Annotated in this window: 13 protein-coding genes; 7 read left to right on the forward strand and 6 right to left on the reverse strand. The window is 62.3% G+C overall.

Features of this window, described 5'->3' with window-relative positions; genetic code table 11:
* Positions 1-73: 73 nt before the first annotated feature.
* From HHL24_RS24160 to HHL24_RS24170, 3 genes are all read left to right on the forward strand, one after another.
* A complete protein-coding gene (locus HHL24_RS24160; RefSeq protein ID WP_169487887.1) occupies positions 74-1,567 on the forward strand; it encodes a collagen-like triple helix repeat-containing protein in 1,494 nt (497 codons plus the stop codon).
* A gap of 248 nt (positions 1,568-1,815) precedes the next feature.
* Entirely contained in the window at positions 1,816-3,525 is a 1,710-nt protein-coding gene (locus HHL24_RS24165) for a ShlB/FhaC/HecB family hemolysin secretion/activation protein (RefSeq protein WP_169487888.1), read from the forward strand.
* Between the two features lie 243 nt (positions 3,526-3,768).
* Positions 3,769-4,254, forward strand: coding sequence for a DUF2147 domain-containing protein (locus tag HHL24_RS24170; RefSeq protein WP_169487889.1), 486 nt, complete (start codon positions 3,769-3,771; stop codon positions 4,252-4,254).
* A gap of 148 nt (positions 4,255-4,402) precedes the next feature.
* On the opposite strand, the gene HHL24_RS24175 is transcribed toward HHL24_RS24170, so the two are convergent.
* The 6 genes from HHL24_RS24175 to typA form a co-directional block, all read right to left on the reverse strand.
* A complete protein-coding gene (locus HHL24_RS24175; RefSeq protein ID WP_169487890.1) occupies positions 4,403-4,867 on the reverse strand; it encodes a transposase in 465 nt (154 codons plus the stop codon).
* A 162-nt stretch (positions 4,868-5,029) separates the two neighbouring features.
* On the reverse strand, positions 5,030-6,127 hold the full coding sequence (gene zapE / locus HHL24_RS24180; RefSeq protein WP_169487891.1) for a cell division protein ZapE: 1,098 nt from the start codon (positions 6,125-6,127) through the stop codon (positions 5,030-5,032).
* Positions 6,128-6,218: 91 nt separating this feature from the next.
* A complete protein-coding gene (gene lpdA, locus HHL24_RS24185) occupies positions 6,219-7,649 on the reverse strand; it encodes a dihydrolipoyl dehydrogenase (RefSeq protein ID WP_169487892.1) in 1,431 nt (476 codons plus the stop codon).
* A gap of 139 nt (positions 7,650-7,788) precedes the next feature.
* Positions 7,789-9,069, reverse strand: coding sequence for a 2-oxoglutarate dehydrogenase complex dihydrolipoyllysine-residue succinyltransferase (odhB, locus tag HHL24_RS24190; protein WP_169487893.1), 1,281 nt, complete (start codon positions 9,067-9,069; stop codon positions 7,789-7,791).
* Between the two features lie 143 nt (positions 9,070-9,212).
* Positions 9,213-12,074 carry a 2-oxoglutarate dehydrogenase E1 component gene (locus HHL24_RS24195; protein WP_169487894.1) on the reverse strand — a complete coding sequence of 954 codons (2,862 nt, stop codon included), beginning with the start codon at positions 12,072-12,074 and terminating at the stop codon, positions 9,213-9,215.
* Between the two features lie 391 nt (positions 12,075-12,465).
* Positions 12,466-14,292 (reverse strand): translational GTPase TypA, encoded by a 1,827-nt coding sequence (gene typA / locus HHL24_RS24200; RefSeq protein ID WP_169487895.1) that lies wholly within the window; start codon positions 14,290-14,292, stop codon positions 12,466-12,468.
* A 318-nt stretch (positions 14,293-14,610) separates the two neighbouring features.
* Here typA and HHL24_RS24205 point away from each other — a divergent pair, with 318 nt between their 5' ends.
* The 4 genes from HHL24_RS24205 to HHL24_RS24220 all read left to right on the forward strand — a co-directional run bounded on the left by HHL24_RS24205 (position 14,611) and on the right by HHL24_RS24220 (position 19,650).
* On the forward strand, positions 14,611-15,129 hold the full coding sequence (locus HHL24_RS24205; RefSeq protein WP_169487896.1) for a MarR family winged helix-turn-helix transcriptional regulator: 519 nt from the start codon (positions 14,611-14,613) through the stop codon (positions 15,127-15,129).
* 49 nt (positions 15,130-15,178) lie between these two features.
* Positions 15,179-16,702, forward strand: a complete 1,524-nt coding sequence (locus HHL24_RS24210; RefSeq protein ID WP_169487897.1) for an efflux transporter outer membrane subunit — start codon at positions 15,179-15,181, stop codon at positions 16,700-16,702.
* Between the two features lie 76 nt (positions 16,703-16,778).
* Positions 16,779-18,056, forward strand: a complete 1,278-nt coding sequence (locus HHL24_RS24215; RefSeq protein ID WP_206002997.1) for an EmrA/EmrK family multidrug efflux transporter periplasmic adaptor subunit — start codon at positions 16,779-16,781, stop codon at positions 18,054-18,056.
* Positions 18,057-18,087: 31 nt separating this feature from the next.
* Positions 18,088-19,650, forward strand: coding sequence for a DHA2 family efflux MFS transporter permease subunit (locus HHL24_RS24220; protein WP_169487898.1), 1,563 nt, complete (start codon positions 18,088-18,090; stop codon positions 19,648-19,650).
* The last annotated feature ends 28 nt before the right edge of the window (positions 19,651-19,678 follow it).

Here is a 19,678-nt window from a genome sequence, read left to right on the forward strand (position 1 = left end):
GCCGCTCAGACACCCGTTGCACCGGCGCACGGAAACAACGCACACGACACCTAGAAGACACTGAGGAGCAAACATGTCTACCCAACGTTTTTTTACTCTCCATGCGGCGTGCGCGACCGTGTCGTCGTTGCGCGCACCGTTGATCGCCGTTGCGGCCGCCGGCCTGCTCGCCGCGTGTGGCGGCAATGGCGTCACTGCGACACCGAGCGCATCCGGCAGCGGTAGCGCCGGCGGCGGGGGGTCGACCAGCGGCGGCCCGCCCACCGCCACGTCGTCGGGCACCACCGGCATCGCCACCGCCGCCGCGCAGACCACCAGCGATCTCGGCAACACGATCGCCTCGCAGACCATCCCGGGCCTCAGCCCGCAAGTCACGCAAGGTCTCGGCAATACGGTCTCGAGTACAAGCAGCACACTGAACTCACTCGCCAATGCGGTGAGCGGCGGCGTCGGGCAAATCGGCACGACCTCCAATCCGGTCGGCACCACGGTCGCCGGACTCGGCTCGGTGGTCAGCTCGACGAGCGGCGTCGTGCAAGGTCTGAGCACCACGGTCGGCGGCCTCGGCACCGGCAATCTCGCGCCGCTGTCGCCGCTCACCACGCCGCTTGCAACCGTACTTTCCACGACCGCCGGCGCACTGAACGCCGGCGGCGCGACGCTCGGCAATTCGCTGGCTTCCGTGCCGGTGCAACAGATCACCCAGCCGATCAGCACTGCGATCACGCCGATCGTGCAGACCGCCGGACTCGTGACGCAAACAGTCGGTACGCAGACGGGCCTCGGCGCACCGGTCGGCGGCGTGCTCGCGCAAATCGGCGGCGCATTGAACTCGGCCGGCTCGCAAGTCGGCGCGACAACGAAGAATCCGCTCGGCGCCGATCTCGGTACGCTGGTCGGCTCGCTCGGCAACACGGTGACGAACGCCGGCGGCCTCGTCAATCCGAACGGCCCGAATGGCGCGAATCCGATTCCCGGCTTGATTACGAGCCTTGTCGGCAGCACGAACGTGGCCGTCGTCAATGGACCGCCTGCCAACGGCAACCCGTTCGGCCCGCTGCTCAATTCGCTCGCGAGTCTCGGGCTCGGCAATAACCCGCTCGGCTCGCTGTCGACGCTGCTCGGCGGCACACCGCTGTCAGGCCTGACCTCGGCGCTGAACGGCACGCCCTTGAGCTCGCTGACTTCGGCGACCGGGGGCTCGCCGCTAGGTTCGCTGACTTCGGTGCTGGGCGGCACGCCGCTGAGCTCGCTGAGTTCGGCGACGGGCGGCTCGCCGCTGGGCTCGCTGACTTCGGTGCTAGGCGGCACGCCCTTGAGTTCGCTGACCTCCGCATTGGGCGGCACGGGTAGCGCATCGAGTCCGCTGTCGACGCTGACCGGTGCGCTCTCGGGCGTCACCAGCAGCGCATCGGGCGGCAGCGGCCCGCTCGCTCCCGTCACCGCCCTCGTCGGCCAGCTGACCGGCACGCTCAGCTCGGCGGCCGGCTCGACCGGCAGCTCGAGCAGTCCGACCGGCGGCTTGACGTCACTGCTCGGCGGCCTGGTGCCGGTGAGCCATAAGTAGTCCGCATAAGTTGTTCATCGATGCCGCGCGCATAAGGCGTCCCGTCAGACGTCCCGTTGCGCAGCGGGCATCAGCAGTCCGCCTCATCACGTGCTCCGCGCTTTTGCAGATGATGCTCAAGCGCGACGGAGCACGTGACGTAATACATGCAAGCATGGCAGTATGCGTCGAGCCACACATAAGCGATCGCGACCAGCCCGGCCAGGCGGCGCGTCCGCAAGACAAAAACGGCATACGAGGAAAATCCGATGAAACTCGGGTACGGTAGTAAATGGACCCTTCTGCTCGCTGCGCTTGCGGCAAGCGCGATGCAGGTAGAAGCACAAGCGCAGTCACGCCCGGCCAGCCCGACAGTCGGCGGCAACCCACTCGATTCGCTGCCGCAGATCAAGGCGCCCGACAAAGGCCCGAACGTGACCCTGCAGGTCGCGCCGCAAGCCCCCCAACTTCAGGAACTGCTCGCCCGCCATCTGATGCCTTCCAAGATTCAGGTCGAGGGCGTGAAGTCCATTCCGTTCGACGAAGTCGCGCAACGCTTCACGCCCCTCGTCGGCAAAGACATCACCATCGCCGATCTGATGCAAGTCGCCGACGGCGTCACGAAGCTGTATCAGGAGCGCGGCTATGCGCTCTCGTTCGCGTTCATTCCCGCGCAGACGTTCGAGGGCGGCGTGGTGCGCGTAACCGTGGTGGAAGGTTACGTGTCCGTGGTCAAGGTGACCGGCAAGCCGGGCGTGGTCGAAGACAAGATCCGCGCGATCGCCGACCACATCGTCGCCGATCGGCCGCTCAAACGCGCCACCTTCGAGCGCTACATCCACGTGCTGGGCCTGCTGCCCGGCGTGAAAGTCGCGGCCAACGTGCCGCCGCCGCAGAATACCGACGGCGCCACCACACTCGAACTGAACGTGGAGCGCAAGCCGTTCGACGTCAGCACCGGGATCGACTTCAATCACCCCGGCGTGCAAGGCCTGCTCACTGCTACCGAGAACGGGCTGACCGCGCTCGGCGAACAACTGAGCGTGTCGGCCTTGCTGCCGAAGGGGCGCGACAACGTCACCTATCTTGCCGCGCACGCCGCGGTACCGATCGGCAGTGATGGACTGATCGGGAAGATCGATGCGTCGCACTACCGCGGCAATCCGGTCGACAATCCCGGCCTGCCCTCCTATGTCCAACGTACGGTCATCAACGACAAGGTCGGCGGCTCGCTCGCCTATCCGCTTCTGATGAACGACACGCACGTCCTGATCGGCACGGCCTCGGTCTACGCGTCACACGACGAGGACCGCTACAACAACCAGCAGACCGGCGCGCAGATCGGCTTGCGCTCGCAAGTGCGCGTGATGCAATTGCAGGCCGATTACAGCACCGTGCAAACCGGCGAGGTGCGCCGCGCAAGTATCACTGTGGCGAAGGCATTCGATATCCTGGGCGCGTCGAAATCCGGCGACTCGAATGTTCCCGGCACGACCGTCACGAATCCGGCGTCGATCAATTTCGTGCGGACGGGTGCAAGCTTTTCGCAAACCAACGAGTGGCCGCTGAAGATCGGCACCGCGATTTCGTTGACCGGCCAATACAGCGCTGTCTCGCTGCCGACGTCGGAACAGATCTCGTTCGGCGCGCAACGTTTTGCGCAGGGTTATGAACCGGGTGAGGCGTCGGGCGATTCGGGCTGGGGGGCGATGTTCGAAGTCAACCGGGCGTTCACGCCGGGCTTCACCTATCTGCGCACCGTGACACCGTATGTCTCGTTCGATATGGCGCGCGTATATCTGCATGCGGGGACGCCTTCGCCGTCAAAGCTATCGTCGATTGCATTCGGCTTCCGGATCTCGGACGCGAAGTACTACAGCCTGGACTTGTCGGTGGCCAAACCGATCGGCGACGCGCCGGTGGAGAGCGCGTCGCGCAGCCCACGCATCAACGCGACGTACTCGTATCAGCTGAACTGATGTTCCAAAGTGCCGCGTCCTGATTAGAGGGTCCACTATCAAACGGCGCGCGCACTTTCACGTATTCTGCGCTGACGATGTGCGAACCGCGGCACTCAAGCCACGAGTCGCACGCCGAGGTAGCCGAAGTTGAACCTGAGGGGCAATACCAGGCATCACGGCGGCCGGCAGTTGAAGACCGCCCGAGATGCCAATAACGCCGCGCGACCACGATCGCGCTGTCTTTAATCAAGGAGGAAGACAATGATGCAATTCACCCAACGCGCACGCGCAATCGCGCTTCGCACAGCCAAACATGCCGCCCTCGCCGGCGTGCTGCTCGCCAGCGCCGTCACGGCGATGGCGCAGACCGATTCCCCGATCGGCACGTGGCAAACCATCGACGACAGCACCGGCCAGCCCAAGGCGCTCGTGCAAATTGCACAGGACAGCAGCGGCTCGCTGAATGGCAAGGTGATCAAGGGACTCGGTGCGAACGATCAACCGGATCGCCGCTGCACGGAATGTACGGACGCGCGCAAGGACCAGCTGATTCTCGGTATGACGATCATCAGCGATATGAAAAAGGACGGCGACGCCTGGGATCACGGGCAAATTCTCGACCCGGAAAACGGCAAGCTCTACAAGTGCAAGATGCACCTGGAAGATAGTGGGAACAAGCTGGTGGTGCGGGGTTACATTGGCGTTTCGCTACTGGGTCGCTCGCAAACCTGGATTCGCCAGCAATAGTGAGCGAGTCGCTCAGGCGCCGATGCCTGAGGCGCGAAGGTGGTGTTCCATCAGGGCCGCTACCGCTGCCCCGATGGAACCAGAAAAAACGGCCGACGATCACCATCGTTCGGCCGTTTTTTTGGTTGAGTCTGGCTGGTTGGTGTCGTCATGCAGCGTGCTTGAAGGGCGACGTATATGCGAATGGTGAAGACGCGAACGGCGAAGACGGTAACGGCTTGACCGCTGCCGGGCTATGCGCCGTGGGTGCTGCGGCCGGAACCTTTTCTGCGTCGACGCTCTTCTGTTCCGCGCTCACATGTGTACGCATGCGTGCTTCCATCAGGTGACAGAGTTCTTCGCTCGCCGCGCCGAACAGCTGGTCCATGACGCGCTTGAGCACGCCGGATTCATACCATGCCTTGAAGCGGCGATGGCAGGTTTGATACGACGGATATTTGCGCGGCATGGCGGACCAGGTCGCGCCGCTATACATCACCCACAGCACGCCGTTGAGCACCGAGCGCGTGTTGGCAAGCGGGCGGCCACGCAGTTCGGAGCGCGGACGCAGCTCAGGAAGCAACGGTGCAACACGTTGCCATTCTTCATCATTGATATCACGGTACGGATTCATGGTTTCTCCTTTGTCATAACCATGACAAAGAAGATATCCAGTCGTCCGCGGGCGGAATATAAGACCAATCCGAATCTTGAAAATCCGTCTCCGGACTCCGCCTCTTCGGCGAGCGGACCGTGATCTATCGCAAAAGAATCCGGGCCCGCGTCAAACGGCCGCTTAGGTCAGCGACGTATCGACGATCCGGCGCGGTGTGTCGAGATACTCTTTCGATTGCATTTCAACGATACGTGACACCGTGCGCGTGAATTCGTTGGCCATCGGGCCGTCGACGTACAACTGATCGGGCGGCACCGCTGCCGACATTAGCAGCTTGACCTTATGGTCGTAGAACACGTCGATCAGCCAGGTGAAGCGGCGCGCCTCCGAGGCCATGCGCGCCGACATCTGCGGCACGCCGGACAGGATCACCGCGTGAAAACGGCTCGCCAGTTCCAGGTAGTCGTTCTGCGAGCGCGGACCGCCGCACAATGTCGCGAAATCGAACCACACGACGCCGTCAGCACGCCGCAGCGCCTTCAGCTCCCGCTTTTCGATGCGCAGGATCGGGCTCTCATCGGGAACCGCTGCAAGGCGCGAAAATGCGTCGCGCAACGCTTTGTCCGAAGCCGCGCCGAGCGGTGTGTGATACACCTCGACCTGGGCCAGCGTGCGCTGCCGGTAGTCGATGCCCGCGTCGACATTGATCACGTCGAGCTTCGACTTGATGAGTTCGATTGCCGGCAACATACGGTCGCGATGGAGGCCGTCCGGATAGAGCGTGTCCGGATCGTAATTGGACGTCATCACGAACTGCACGCCGTTCTCGAACAACTTGTCGAGCAGGCGATACAGGATCATCGCGTCGGCGATATCCGACACGTGGAATTCGTCGAAACAGATCAGCCGGTAGCGCTTGGCGATACGGCGCGCAAGTTCGTCGAGCGGATCGGCCGTGCCTTTCAGGTCTTCCAGTTCGCGATGCACCTCGCGCATGAACTCGTGAAAATGCAGCCGCGTTTTGCGGTGCAGCGGCACGAGCATATAGAAGCTGTCCATCAGAAAGCTCTTGCCCCGCCCTACGCCGCCCCACATGTACACGCCGCGCGGCAGATCCGGATGGATGAGCAGTTTCTTGAACGCATTCGAGCGGCGCGATTTGTATTCGGTCCACTCTTCGTAGCACCGCTGCAGACGGTCGACCGCCGCGCGTTGCGCCGGGTCCGATTGATAACCCCGCGTCTGCAGTTCTTTTTCGTAGTATTCGGTGACGTTCATTGTGTTGCTACAAAAAGAAAGGCGGGAGGGAGTGAACCCGCCCGCCTTTGTGGTGATGCCAAAGTTGCGTTAAGTCAGGCGTGCGCGCGATTTACATGTTCAGCGCGCGCTTGTCCACGGCCAGAGCCGCTTCGCGCATGACTTCCGACAGCGACGGGTGCGGATGGCAAATGCGGCCGATATCTTCCGACGCCGCCTTGAATTCCATCGCCACCACGGCTTCCGCGATCAGGTCCGATGCGTTTGCCGAGATGATGTGCACGCCCAGCAGTTCATCGGTCTTCGCGTCCGCGATCATCTTGACGAAACCATCCGCCTTGTTGATGCCCAGCGCGCGGCCGTTTGCCATGAACGGGAACTGACCCGTCTTGATCTCACGGCCTTCGGCCTTCAGTTGCTGCTCCGTCTTGCCGACCCACGCGATTTCCGGTTCGGTGTAGATCACCCACGGAATGCAGTTGTAGTCGATATGCGGCTTCTGACCGTCGATGATTTCAGCAACCATCACGCCTTCGTCTTCAGCCTTGTGCGCAAGCATCGGGCCACGCACCACGTCGCCGATCGCATATACGTTCGGGACAGCCGTTGCGCAGTGGTCGTCGACGTCGATGAAGCCGCGCTCGTTGGACTTCAGGCCGATCGCTTCCAGACCGAGGTTGTCGGTGTTCGGCACGCGGCCGATCGACACGATCAGGCGGTCGGCTTCGAGCGTTTGCGCGTTGCCGTCCTTGTCCGCGTAATTGATCGTGACGCTGGTGTCGGTCGTCTTCACTTCGCCGACCTTCACGCCGACGTGGATGTCCAGACCTTGCTTCTTGAATTGCTTGGCGGCTTCCTTAGCCAGCGCCTGGTCAGCCGCGCCGAGGAATTCCGGCAGCGCTTCGAGCACGGTCACTTCCGCGCCCAGACGGCGCCACACCGAACCGAGTTCCAGACCGATCACGCCTGCGCCGATCACGGCGAGCTTCTTCGGCACGGAGTCGAACGTCAGTGCGCCTTCGTTGTCGGCAACGATCTTGTTGTCGACCGGAACGTTCGGCAGATGGCGCGCCTTCGAACCCGTTGCGATGATGACGTTCTTCGCCGTCACGACTTCGGTTTCGCCTTCGCCGCTGACTTCGATCTGCACGCCGGCGTCCGTCTTGCCGGTGAACTTGCCATGGCCCTTGAGCCACGTGATCTTGTTCTTGCGGAACAGGAATTCGATACCCTTGGTCATCTTCTCGACGATGCCTTCCTTGCGGGCCAGCATCTTCGCGATATCGACCTTCACGTCCGACACGGAGATGCCGTGGTCAGCGAGGTGGTGCGATGCGTTTTCAAATTCTTCCGACGACGCCAGCAGCGCCTTCGACGGAATGCACCCCACGTTCAGGCACGTGCCGCCGAGCTTCAGCGCGCCGGCCGGGTTCTTCCATTTTTCGATACATGCGACGGTCTTGCCGAGTTGCGCTGCGCGGATTGCGGCGATGTAGCCGCCGGGGCCGGCGCCGATCACGACGACGTCAAATTCTTTGGACATGACAATCCTTTTGATGACGGAGCAACGCGCGGCCACGCTTCGTGGCGCGCGTCGTTCCAGTACTGCGGAATGCTAAAGACGTGCTGCTTATATGGCGTCGGCTTGCACGATCACAAGCCGACGCCGGCCAAACCGACGCTTACAGGTCGAGCAGCAGGCGCGCCGGGTCTTCCAGCGCATCCTTCATCGCGACCAGCGACAGCACCGCTTCGCGACCGTCGATGATCCGGTGGTCGTACGATAGCGCCAGATAGTTCATCGGACGGATCACGATCTGGCCGTTCTCGACCACAGCACGTTCCTTCGTGGCGTGCACGCCCAGAATTGCGGATTGCGGCGGGTTGATAATCGGGGTCGACAGCATCGAACCGAACACACCGCCGTTCGAGATCGAGAACGTACCACCCGTCATTTCTTCGATCGACAGCTTGCCGTCCTTGGCTTTCTGGCCGAATTCAGCAATCTTCTTTTCGATTTCGGCGAGGCTCAGTTGATCTGCGTTACGCAGGATCGGCACCACCAGGCCGCGCGGCGAACCGACCGCGATACCGATGTCGAAGTAGCCGTGATAGACGATGTCGTTACCGTCGATCGACGCGTTCACGAGCGGGAATTTCTTCAGCGCGTGGACGGCCGCCTTCACGAAGAACGACATGAAGCCCAGCTTCACGCCATGTTCCTTTTCGAACTTGTCTTTGTACTTGTTGCGCAGGTCCATCACCGGCGCCATGTTCACTTCGTTGAACGTGGTGAGAATGGCGTTGGTTTGCTGCGACTCGAGCAGACGCTCGGCGATACGCGCGCGCAGACGCGACATCGGCACGCGTTGTTCCGGACGGTTCTTCAGCCATTGGTCGGCCGATGCCGGGGCCTTGACGTCAGGCAGCGACGGCTTCGCAGCCTTCGGTGCGGCGGCCGGTGCCGGTGCAGCCTTCGCAGCCGGTGCGGCTTGACCCGCGGTCAGCACGTCGCCCTTGGTGATGCGGCCGTCGCGGCCCGTGCCGGCGACATCGCCCGCGCCCAGACCCTGCTCAGCCATCAGCTTGCCGGCAGCCGGCGAAGCAGCGGTGTTCGCACCCGTTGCGGATGCAGCCTGAGCGGCCGGCGCAGCAGCCGGTGCGGGTGCGGCGACCGGCGCCGGCTTCACTTCGGCTTCGACAGCAGCGGCGCCTGCCGTGCCTTCGGTGTCGATCTTGGCGATCACCTGATCCGCGACGACGATGTCGCCGTCGTTCGAGATCACTTGTGCGAGCACGCCGGCGGAGGGCGCCGGCACTTCGAGCACGACCTTGTCGGTCTCGATTTCGATGAGAATTTCGTCTTGTGCAACAGCCTCGCCGGGCTTCTTCTTCCACTGCAGCATCGTGGCTTCCGAGACCGACTCGGAGAGCTGGGGAACCTTGACTTCAACAATAGCCATTATGAATATCCTGAATACGTATCGGGTGACGGCGCGCGATCCATAGACCCGCGACGACCGCCTGCGAACTTCGAATGCCGTGACTGATCTTTCAGACGCGGCACGGGAAAGCGCCCTGCGCTTTCCCGGTTCGGTTCTAGTCTTTATTTAGCGATCGACGCGCTCTTGAGGCGGCCGAAAGCGCCTTCGATCAGCGCCTTTTGCTGCTCATAGTGCTTCGCGTAGTAGCCGACTGCCGGCGAGGCCGAAGCCGGACGTCCGCTGTATGCCAGCTTCTGCCCTTCCTTCATGCCGTCCTTCAGGTGGTGCTCGATGTAGAACCACGGGCCTTGATTCTGCGGCTCGTCCTGCACCCAGACCACTTCCGTCGCATTGTCGTACTTCTTCATTTCCGCTTCGAACTGCTTATGCGCGAACGGATAGAGCTGTTCGATACGGATGATCGCGACGTCGTTTGCCTTCACTTCGCGACGATGTGCGAGCAGGTCGTAGTACACGCGGCCCGAGCAGGCGACAACACGCTTGACCTTCTTCGCTTCGATCGCTTCGTCGATTTCGCCGAGAATCGGCTGGAACGCGCCCTTCGCCAGTTCGGACAGATCCGACACAGCTTCCTTGTGGCGCAGCAGCGACTTCGGCGTAGCGACGATCAGCGGCTTGCGGAACAGGCGGATCATCTGACGGCGCAACAGGTGGAAAATCTGCGCCGGCGTGGTCGGTTGAACGACCTGCATGTTGTGGTCTGCGCACAGTTGCAGGAAACGCTCGATACGTGCCGAGGAGTGCTCCGGACCTTGACCTTCGTAGCCGTGCGGCAGCAGCATCGTGAGACCCGACACGCGGCCCCACTTCACTTCGCCAGACGAGATGAACTGGTCGATCACGACTTGCGCGCCATTCACGAAGTCGCCGAACTGCGCTTCCCACGCGACGAACGTATTCGGCTCAGCGGTCGAGTAACCGTATTCGAAGCCCAGCACGGCTTCTTCCGACAGCACCGAGTCGATCACCGTGAACTTCGCCTGGCCTTCGGCGATGTTCTGCAGCGGCACGTAGGTGCCGTCGTTCCAGCGCTCGCGGTTCTGATCGTGCAGCACTGCGTGACGGTGCGTGAACGTGCCGCGGCCCGAGTCCTGACCAGTCAGGCGCACTGCGTAGCCCGATGCCACCAGCGACGCGAATGCCAGGTGTTCGCCCATGCCCCAGTCAAGCTTCGCTTCACCTTTACCCATCGCGCGACGGTCGTTGAGGACGCGCTCGACCAGCGGGTGAACCTTGAAGTTTTCCGGGACGGTGGTGATGCGCTCAGCGAGGCGCTTCAGTTCAGCCAACGGCACTGCCGTGTCGGCTGCGTCGGTCCACTTGCGGTTCAGGAACGGAACCCAATCGACCGCGTATTTGCTCTTGTAGTTCGAGAGCACCGGGTCGACCGTGTGGTGGCCTTCGTCCATCGCCTTGCGGTACGCCTTGACGTATTCGTCTGCCTCAGCAGCCGTGATCACGCCTTGTTGCACCAGCTTTTCAGCGTACAGCGCGCGCGTGCCCGGGTGCTTCGCAATCGTCTTGTACATCAGCGGCTGCGTGACCGCCGGCGTGTCCTGCTCGTTGTGACCCAGCTTGCGGAAGCAGACGATGTCGACGACGACGTCCTTATGGAACTGCATCCGGAAGTCGATAGCCAGCTGCGTAGCCAGCACAACCGCTTCAGGATCGTCACCATTCACGTGCAGCACCGGCGCCTCGATCATCTTGACGACGTCCGAGCAGTACAACGTGGAGCGCGAGTCGCGCGGGTCCGACGTCGTGAAACCGATCTGGTTGTTAATGACGATGTGCAGCGTGCCGTGCGTGCCGTAACCGCGCGTTTGCGCGAGGTTCAGCGTTTCCATCACGACGCCCTGGCCTGCGAAGGCCGCGTCGCCGTGGATCTGCACCGGCAGCACTTGCAGGCCGCTGTCGTCGCCGCGACGGTCCATACGCGCCTTCGCCGAACCTTCAACCACCGGGTTGACGATTTCAAGGTGCGACGGGTTGAATGCGAGCGACAGGTGAACCGGGCCGCCTTCGGTCGAGACGTCCGACGAGAAACCCTTGTGGTACTTCACGTCGCCGGCCGGCAGGTCGTCGACGTGCTTGCCTTCGAATTCGGCAAACAGGTCAGCCGGCATCTTGCCGAGCGTATTGACCAGCACGTTCAGACGGCCGCGGTGGGCCATGCCGATGACGATTTCCTGCACGCCGTTGGCGCCGCCATGACGCACGACTTCGTCCATCGACGCGATGAAGCTTTCGCCGCCTTCGAGCGAGAAGCGTTTCTGGCCAACGTACTTGGTGTGCAGGAAGCGCTCGAGGCCTTCAGAGGCCGTCAGGCGATTCAGGATGTGCTTTTTCTTTTCATTGGAGAAGTTCGGCGTCGAACGGATCGACTCGAGCTTCTCTTTCCACCAGCGCTTCTGTTCCGGATCGCTGATGTACATGTACTCGGCGCCGATCGTGCCGCAGTACGTGTCACGCAGGGCCTGGACGATTTCGCGCAGCGAAGCACGCTCGAACCCGAAATACAGATTCGTTGCGCTGAACTCCTGGTCCATATCGGCTTCGGTGAAGTCGTAGAACGCAGGTTCAAGTTCGGGGATAGCGGGACGTTCGCGGCGCTTCAGGGGATCGAGATTGGCCCATTGCGAGCCGAGGAAGCGATATGCGCCGATGAGGGACTGCACATAGACTTGCTTGCGGGAGGTAGCGAGGTCTTCGCCGCCAGCCGCCGTGCGCGGGATGAAGGCATTCGCCTTGGCCCGTTGCGCAAACGATTCGACGATCGGGCCATGGGCCACGTCGTTGGCATTGCTGCCATCCGATGCAGGGACGTTCTGCAACGCGTCGAAATAGCTGCGCCAGTTCTCGGGCACTGACGCCGGATTATCGAGATACGCTTCGTACATTTCTTCTACGTACGGAGCATTGCCGCCGAACAGATAAGAGTTCGACTGGAATTGCTTCATCATTTTTACGCTCACCTTTCTTCGAGTTTCTCGAGAAATAGCGGGTTACAGAACCTTCCGCGACACGGCCTGACCGTTTAGCGGATTGCGCGAATCAAGTCTTGCTTGGAAGGACCTAAAACTTTGCACCCGGGGAGCATATCACAGAACGGATAGTGCAGATAGCAGACGGATTGCCGCTCAAGCCCATGGCGACGGGCTTTCAGGGGCATTACCAGCCCTCGCAACAGTCTCCTGCGGGAAACGGGGACAAACACCTGCAATCGGCGCGCCAACCGCGAACAACGCCGCACAATGCAATTCGCACGATTCACACGACCAGGGGCCCAGAAACGGCAAAAGCCACCCGAAGGTGGCTTTTGCCTTGTCATCAACCCGGATGCCGGGTGGATGCTTAGTCCACCGCGCCCTTACGGCTGGCGCTGCGGCGCTCGTGTTCCTTCAGGTAACGCTTACGCAGACGGATGGATTGCGGCGTGACTTCGACCAGCTCGTCGTCGTCGATGAATTCGACCGCGTATTCCAGCGACATCTGGATCGGCGGCACAAGGCGCACCGCTTCGTCGGTACCCGACGAACGCACGTTGGTCAGCTGCTTACCCTTGATCGGGTTCACGACCAGGTCGTTGTCACGGCTGTGAATGCCGATGATCATGCCTTCGTACAGCGGCTCACCCGGCGACACGAACATACGGCCGCGATCCTGCAGCTTCCACAGTGCGTACGCCACTGCCGCACCGTCGTCCTGCGAAATCAGCACGCCATTGCGACGCTCGCCCACACCGCCTTCCCTGACCGGCTGATACGAGTCGAACGTGTGGCTCATCAAGCCCGTGCCGCGCGTCAGGGTCAAGAATTCGCCCTGGAAACCGATCAGGCCACGCGCCGAAATACGGTACTCGAGACGCGTGCGGCCACGGCCGTCCGACGCCATGTCGAGCATTTCGCCCTTGCGGCGACCCAACTCTTCCATCACGCCACCCTGGTGGGCGTCTTCCATGTCGACCGTCAGGTTTTCATACGGCTCGTGCTTCACGCCGTCGACTTCCGTCATCACCACGCGCGGACGCGACACGGCCAGCTCGTAGCCTTCACGGCGCATGTTTTCGACCAGAATGGTCAGGTGCAGCTCGCCGCGGCCTGCCACTTCGAACGTGGTTTCGTCGCCCGTTTCTTTCACGCGCAGCGCGACGTTGTGGTTCAGTTCCTTCATCAGGCGGTCGCGGATCTGACGGCTCGTCACAAATTTGCCTTCACGGCCAGCCAGCGGAGACGAGTTCACGAGGAAGTTCATCGTGAGGGTCGGCTCGTCAACCGTGATCATGGGCAGCGCTTCCGGTTGTTCCGGAGCACAAATCGTCACGCCGATACCGATTTCTTCGATACCGTTGATCAGCACGATGTCGCCAGCTTCAGCCGACTCAACCTGCACGCGCTCAAGGCCCTTGAACGACAGTACCTGATTGATCTTGCGGTTCAAAATCGCGCCGTCCGGACCCGAACGCACGGCCACAGCCATGCCGGGCTTGATACGGCCACGCGTGATACGGCCCACGCCGATACGACCGACGTACGAAGAGTAGTCGAGCGACGTGATCTGCAGCTGCAGCGGACCTTCCGGATCGGCCGGGCGGACCGGAACGTGTTCCAGCACGGCGTCGAACAGCGGACGCATGTCGCCTTCACGCACATCCGGGGTCAAACCGGCATAGCCATTGAGGCCCGATGCGTAGACGATCGGGAAGTCGAGTTGTTCGTCAGTTGCACCTAGCTTGTCGAACAGGTCGAACGTCTGGTTGATCACCCAGTCGATCCGCGCGCCAGGCCGGTCAACCTTGTTGACCACGACGATCGGCTTGAGGCCGAGCGCCAGCGCCTTCTTGGTCACGAAGCGCGTTTGCGGCATCGGGCCTTCGACTGCGTCGACCAGCAACAGAACCGAGTCGACCATCGACAGCACGCGCTCCACTTCACCGCCGAAGTCGGCGTGGCCCGGGGTGTCGACGATGTTGATGTGCGTGCCTTCGTACTCGACCGCGCAGTTCTTCGAAAGAATCGTGATGCCACGTTCCTTTTCGATGTCGTTCGAGTCCATCACGCGTTCGACAACCGCCTGGTTGTCGCGGAAGGTGGCGGTTTGGCGGAGGAGCTGGTCGACGAGCGTGGTCTTGCCGTGGTCGACGTGGGCGATGATGGCGATATTGCGTAGGGCGCGAGTCATAGGAACCTGGAGACAGTTGAGTGCGCCAGCAGCAGCATTGTGTACGAAGCCAACAAAGCCCAAAGCGCACTTTTGGGAACCCAACATTATAGCACGCCCAAATGAAGCTTTCTGGTATTCCCTGATAGCCTCATCGCTTTCCATGCAATGGCACGTAGGAAACAAGCTCGCTACGCGTCGGCAGCACCCTACGCAAAACCGCGTGCATTCTGCCTTGAGCGGGAAAAGTTCCTTGCCTAAGCTGTAATAACGCTTGCCGCGTCAATCAACGACTGTCTATAATCCTGCCTAGTCAACCATTGCATTCGCACGAGAATCATGACAGATCCGTCCTCAACACCCGCCTCAGATCTCAGCGAGTATCAGTTAGGCGAAAGCGTCGGCTATCTGCTCTCGCGAGTGAAATCGACCATGTCGAACCTGATTACCCAGCGCAGCATGGCTGAACTGGGCATCACCAGCCAGCAAGGCAGCATCCTGTTCATGGTGGCGAGCGGCAAATGCCTGCTGGCGGCCGAGTTGGCCCGCGAATACGGCATTGACGCAAGCGCCGTCACGCGTCTGGTCGACAGGCTGGAGAAGCGCGGCCTGCTGACAAGAGTGCGCAGCAATGAAGATCGAAGGGTCGTACGCCTCGCGCTGACACCGGAAGGGCACACGATCGCGGCCAAAATGCCAAGCATTTTCAACGGTGTGCTGGACAGTCTGCTGGGCGGCTTCACCCCAGAAGAGGTGGGCTTCCTGAAGAGCATGCTGCGCCGCGTACTCGTCAATTCTGGCGAACAACCACCGGGACTAACCCGTGATGCAGCAAGCAATTTTGACAGCAAATCGTAATAAATTGCTTGCAGCGTCCATCATTACATTCCACTCAAAGAGTCGAGCGATGAAATCCCTTTCCCTGTCCGCGCCCGCGCTTTCGAGCCGGGCCGCTGTCGCCGCCGCGGTGACGGCGCTCGCCCTCACGGGGTGCGCGAACTACTTCGGCATGAAGAGCGACAAGCAGATCTCGTCGCCGGCTCAGTACGAGTCCGCCCAGAGTCTGCCTGGTCAAGGCGGCCAATGGCCGTCGCTCGACTGGGCCAACCAGTTCGGCGACCCCCAACTGCCGAAGCTGATCGCGGAAGCACTGGAAGGCAGCCCTTCGATCGCGCAGGCGCAGGCACGTCTGGCCAAGGCTTCGTCATACATTGAAAGCTCACGCTCGGCGCTGTACCCGAAGGTCAACGGCAGCTACTCATGGAACCGCGAGCTATTCTCGGCAAACGCGCTCTACCCGCCCCCGTATGGCGGCACCTGGTATAGCGAGAACAACGTGCTGGCGAGCGCTTCGTGGGATCTGGACCTGTGGGGCAAGAACCGCCAGCGCCTAGGCCAGGCCGTGTCGCAGGAAAAGGCCGCGGAGGCCGATATGCAGCAGGCGCGCGTGACGCTCGCCGCCTCCGTGGCGAGCACCTATAACCAGCTCGCCCAGTTGTACGCATTCCGCGACATCGCTGCGCGCGAAATCGCCAACCGCCAGGACATCGGCCGCATCACCAACGGCCGCGTCACCGCCGGGCTCGACACCAACGTCGAACGGCAAACCGCGAACGGCAACATCGCGACCAGCCAGTCGAACCTGACCGATCTCGACGGCCAGATCACCGTGGTGCGCTATCAGTTGGGCGCGCTGCTCGGCAAGGGTCCGGATCGTGGTCTGCAGATCGCCAGGCCGGCTCTGACCACCGGCGACACGGTCGCGCTGCCGGGCAACCTGCCGGCGGACCTCGTGGCACGCCGCGCGGACATCGTCGCCGCACGCTGGCAGGTCGAAGCCGCGATGCACGACGTGAAGGAAGCAAAGGCCGAATTCTTCCCGGACGTCAACCTCGCCGCCGGCTTCGGTTTCGATGCGTTCGGCTGGGGCCGCTTCTTTAAGTCGGGCAGCCGCCAGGTGCAATTCGGCCCGGCGATTCACCTGCCGATCTTCGACGCCGGCGCGCTGCGCTCGCAGTTGAAGGGTCGCTACGCAGACTTCGACCTCGATGTGGCGAATTACAACCAGACGCTGATCAATGCCCTCTCGGACGTCGCGACGCAGGTGTCGTCGATCCGCTCGCTCGACCAGCAATCGGGCGACGCCCAGCGCGCGCTCGACGCGTCGACCAAGGCCTATCAGCTGGCGGTGATCCGCTACAAGGCCGGTTTGTCGCCGCAGCTGCAGGTGCTGACCGCCGACCAGAACCGCCTTGCCGCCGAACAGACGGTAACGAGCCTGAAGATGCGCCGCCGCGATTTGCAGATCGGCCTCATCAAGGCGCTCGGTGGCGGTTTCGACGCAACGCAGACCGGCCTCGTGGTGCCGACCGATGCCCCGGCAGCGGCCGCCGCGGCATCGGCCACCGCCGCGACCGCCGCTGCAAACTGAAGCTACATCGACGCAGCCCAAACTCGCACAAACATCCGAATAAACGACGACGCTTGAGAGAACCCGGAGCACATCAATGAGCACCACCCAACAGCCCGCGGCTACTACACAGCCGACTCAGCAGGCCCCGCAGCCGACGCAGCCGACGCAACCGGCCCAACCGCCGGCGAACAACGGCAAACGCAAGCGCATGATGACGCTGCTCGTCATCGTGATCCTGATCGCCGCGGTCGCCTACGGCCTTTACTACTTCCTCGACGCACGCTTCCATGAAGACACCGACGACGCGTACGTGAACGGCAACGTCGTGCAGATCACGCCGCAAGTCACCGGCACGGTGGTCGCCGTGAACGCGGACGACACCCAAACCGTGAAGGCCGGCGACCCGCTCGTCGTACTCGATCCGGCCGACGCGCGCGTCGCGCTCGAACAAGCCGAAGCGAATCTCGCGCAGACGGTGCGCCAGGTGCGCGGCCTGTTCGCCGACGACAACCAGTACCAGGCGCAAGTTGCCATGCGTCAGTCCGATCTGTCGCGCGCGCAGGACGACCTGAAGCGCCGGCTGACGGTCGCGCAAACCGGCGCCGTGTCGCTGGAAGAAATCTCGCACGCCCGCGACGCCGTGAAGAGCGCGCAAGCGTCGGTCGACGCCGCCCAGCAACAACTGGCGTCGAACCGTGCGCTGACCGCCAACACCACGATCGCGAATCACCCGAACGTGCAGGCCGCCGCCGCGAAGGTCCGCGACGCCTACCTGAACAACGCGCGTAACAACCTGCCGGCGCCGGTCACAGGCTACGTGGCGAAGCGCTCGGTGCAGGTCGGCCAGCGCGTCTCGCCGGGCACCCCGCTGATGGCCATCGTGCCGCTGGGCGGCGTGTGGGTCGATGCGAACTTCAAGGAAGTGCAACTGAAGCACATGCGCATCGGCCAGCCGGTCGAACTGACGGCCGACGTGTACGGCTCGTCGGTGGTGTTCCATGGCAAGGTGGTCGGCTTCTCGGCGGGCACGGGTTCGGCGTTCTCGCTGCTGCCCGCGCAGAACGCGACCGGCAACTGGATCAAGGTGGTGCAACGCCTGCCGGTGCGGATCGCGCTCGACCCGAAGGAACTTGAACAGCATCCGTTGCGCATCGGCCTGTCGATGCAAGCCGACGTGACCATCAAGAACGACGAAGGCGGCCAGCTCGGCAACGCGCCGAACACGGTCTATCAAACCAACGTGTTCGAAAAGTACGGCGACGAAGCCGACGCTGAAATCGCTCGCATCATTTCAGAAAACGCAGGCCCGAACGGCGGCTCGCAGAAGTCGGCCCAAGCCGGCGCTGCCAAGCCCGCCGCGAAATTGATGTAAGCGGCGCGACGATTCATAGAAGGCTTTTTTAATGGCTCAGGCTCAGGCGCAAGTCCCTCATCCGCCGCTCGAGGGCGCGCAACTGGTGATCGGCACCATCGCGGTGTCGCTCGCCGTGTTCATGAACGTGCTCGACACGTCGATTGCGAACGTGTCGATCCCGTCCATTTCGGGCGACCTCGGTGTGTCGTCCGACCAAGGCACATGGGTGATCACCTCGTTCGCGGTGGCGAACGCGATTTCCGTGCCGCTGACCGGCTGGCTCACCGACCGTATCGGCCAGGTGCGCCTGTTCATGGCGTCGATCATTCTGTTCGTGATCTCGTCGTGGCTGTGCGGCCTCGCGCCCACCCTGCCGTTCCTGCTTGCCTCGCGCGTGCTGCAAGGCGCCGTGGCCGGCCCGATGATTCCGCTGTCGCAAACGCTGCTGCTCGCCAGCTATCCACGCGCCAAGGCGCCGATGGCTTTGTCGATGTGGGCGATGACCACGCTGATCGCGCCGGTGGCCGGCCCGATTCTCGGCGGCTGGATCTCGGACAACATCTCGTGGCCGTGGATTTTCTACGTCAACATTCCGGTTGGGGCGATCGCTGCCGTAGCAACGTGGACGATCTTCCGCAACCGCGATTCGGTCATCAGAAAAGCGCCGATCGATGGCGTCGGCCTCGGCCTGCTGATCCTCTGGGTGGGCTCGTTGCAGGTGATGCTCGATAAGGGCAAGGACCTCGACTGGTTCTCGTCGACCACCATTGTCGTGCTGGCGCTGGTCGCGGTGATTTCGCTCGCCTTCTTCATTGTGTGGGAATTGACGGCCGAGCATCCGGTGGTCGATCTGTCGCTCTTCAGTCGGCGCAATTTCACGAGCGGCACGATTGCGTTGTCGATCGGCTACGGGCTCTACTTCGGCAACCTCGTGTTGTTGCCGTTGTGGCTGCAAACCGATATCGGCTACACCGCCACCGAAGCGGGTCTCGTGATGGCGCCGGTCGGCCTGTTCGCCGTGCTGCTGTCGCCGATCACCGGCAAGGTGTTGCCGCGTACCGATCCACGCTATATCGCGACCTTGTCGTTCCTCGTGTTCGCTCTGTGTTTCTGGATGCGCTCACGTTATACGACCGGCGTCGACACTTATTCGCTGCTGGTACCCACGTTGATTCAGGGAATCGGCATGGCCGGGTTCTTTATCCCGCTGGTGTCGATCACGCTGTCGGGCTTGCCGGGCAACCGGATTCCGGCTGCGTCGGGCTTGTCGAATTTCGTGCGGATCATGTGCGGCGGTATTGGCACGTCGATTTTCCAGACCGCGTGGGATCACCGCACCATCATGCATCACGCGCAACTGGCGGAGCAGGCGAATGCATACAACCCGGTGTTCGATCAGTCGATCCGGCAGATGGGCGCAGCGGGCTTCAGTCAGCCGCAGGCTTATGGCCTCTTCAACACGATGGCCACGCAGCAAGCCGCGCAGTTGGGCGTGAACGATCTGTTCTTCGTCTCGGCGGGGATCTTTGTCGCGTTGATTGCGCTGATCTGGATGGCAAGGCCGGAACGCGCCGGTGGTGACGCCGGTGCGGCGGCTGCGGCAGCGCATTGAGGGTTTAGCTTGAGTCCGCGACGCGGGC

It is taken from the genome of Paraburkholderia polaris (genome assembly GCF_012927345.1).
Taxonomy (GTDB): domain Bacteria; phylum Pseudomonadota; class Gammaproteobacteria; order Burkholderiales; family Burkholderiaceae; genus Paraburkholderia; species Paraburkholderia polaris.